1 pseudogene is annotated in these 2,246 nt (G+C 56.5%); it reads right to left on the minus strand.

The window, feature by feature from the left end:
• Positions 1-2,246 (minus strand): annotated as a pseudogene (locus AZ66_RS28715) (condensation domain-containing protein); the annotation flags it as partial.

The following is a 2,246-nucleotide window of genomic DNA, read 5'->3' on the forward strand; positions in this document are numbered from 1 at the left end:
GCGTCAGCAGTACCTTCGCTCCGCTGCTTCAAGCATGAACCGCACGCGATCCGCCGGATAATCCGGATCGAGCGGCACATACGCCCCGCCCGCTTTCCAGACGGCCAGCACGGCCACCAACAGGTCCACCGAACGCTCGGCGAGAATGCCGACGATCGACTCCCGGCCGATGCCGCTTGCGCGCAGCGTGGCCGCCAAGCGGTTCGCCCGCTCGTTCAGCTCCACATACGTCAGCCGGTCGTTCTCGTACACGACGGCCTCCGCTTCCGGCGTGCGCTCCGCCTGTTCCTCGAAAAGCCGGTGGAACGCCGCCGCAGGAGCCGCTTCCGGCTGCGCCGGGTTGAACGCGCCGAGAATTTGTTCTTTTTCCGCTGGTGTCAAAATGCCCAGCTCGGCAATAGTCGCCGAAGGGTTGCAGAGAATAGATTCAAGCAGCTGCAAGTAGTGAGCGGCTAATTTCTCCACCGTTTCGGTTTTATAAAGAGCAGTGGCGTATTCAAACAGATATTCCAAGCCTTCCTCGATCTCCGTGACGTCCAGGCTGAGATCGAATTTAGAAACAATTTCTTCGCTGGCATACGTCGACAAATGGAGTCCGGGAAGCTGGATTTCCAAATTCTCTGTATTCTGCAAAGCAAACATCGTATCGAACAGCGGATTGCGGCTTAAATCGCGAGCTACGTTCACCTTATCCACCAGTTCCTCAAACGGATAATTCTGATGTTCAAAGGCGCCCAGCGTCGTCTCCTTGATTTCCTTCAAGTAGTCAAGGAACGTCTTACCGGCAGCTGGGTAACTGCGGATGGCCAGAGTATTGACGAACATCCCGATCAGCGGTTGAACGTCGCTGTGATTTCTTCCCGCTATCGGCGTACCGACCACCACGTCTTCTTGCATTGTATATTTATGCAATAATATTGTATAACCAGCAAACAGAACCATGTAAAGCGTTGCGCCGTTCTCGGCTGCAAGCCGTTTCAGACCCTCGCTTTTCTCCCTATTCATAAACAATTGCAGTGTGCGGCCCTCGTAGCTCTGCATAGCCGGGCGCGGGTAGTCCGTCGGCAATTCCAAAACCGGCAGTTCTCCGCGGAACATGTCGAGCCAGTAGGCTTCCTGCTTGGCAAGCTGAGCTTTCTGCTCGTCCGATTGCTGCCATACCGCATAATCTTTATACTGAATGCGGAGCGGCTCCAACGGCTCCCCGCTGTACAAGCGGACGAACTCTTCGATCAGTACGTCCATCGAAACGCCGTCAGATACGATATGATGCGTATCGAACATCAGAATGTGCCGGTCCGGCGCCAGTTCAGCAAGCCCTACCCGCAGAAGTGGCGGCTGCGCCAGTTCAAACGGACGAACGAATTGGCGCACCGTTTCTTCCGCCTGCTCCCCGCTAATCTGCACATATTCCACCTGGAAGGCGGCTTCTTCGTAAATCCGCTGAACCGCTTCGCCTTTTACCATCTCAAAGCCGCTGCGCAGCGTTTCATGACGAGCTACGAGCCCGCGGAACGCTTCTTCAAACCGCTGCCGGTCGAGCTCCCCTTCGAGCAGCATAGCTCCCGGTATGTTGTAGCTCAGCTCGCCTCCTTCCAGCTGATTCAAGATATAGAGACGTTTCTGAGCGGAAGAGAGCGGATAATACTCGCTAGGTTCCGCAGCCGGAATAGCCGTGAACGATGCCGCTCTCCAGCCGCTCCATAGCCGCGGCCATTTCCTCAACCGTCGAGTAGCGGAATACGTCGCGAAGCGGGAATTCAACGCCTAGCTCCTTATGCATTTTGCTGACAAGCGTCGTCGCCCGCAGGGAGTGTCCGCCGAGGTCAAAGAAGTTGTCCGTTATGCCTACCGCCTTCTCCCGAACAAGCACATCCTGCCAAATGGCGGCCAGCTTCGCCTCCAGTTCGGTGCGCGGCGCCACGTATTCGCGGCCTGCGCTTGCTCCCCCTTCCGGCGCCGGCAGCGCCTTCCGATCGATTTTCCCGTTCGGCGTCAAAGGCAGGCACTCTAGCTCCATAAAGTACGACGGGATCATGTACCCCGGCAGCTCGCTGGAAATCGCACGCTTCAGGTCCGCCGCCGTCAAGCCTTCTTCCGCTGTATAATAAGCGCACAAAGCTTTGTGACCTTCTTGATCTTCCCTGACGACAACGACCGCTTCCTTCACGCCACCTACACTCAGCATCTTCGCTTCGACTTCGCCCGTCTCAATCCGATAGCCGCGAATTTTTACCTGGTTGTCG

Origin of the sequence: Paenibacillus sp. E194, assembly GCF_000935845.1 — a bacterium.
In the GTDB taxonomy this organism is placed as follows: Bacteria; Bacillota; Bacilli; order Paenibacillales; family Paenibacillaceae; genus Paenibacillus_B; species Paenibacillus_B alvei_B.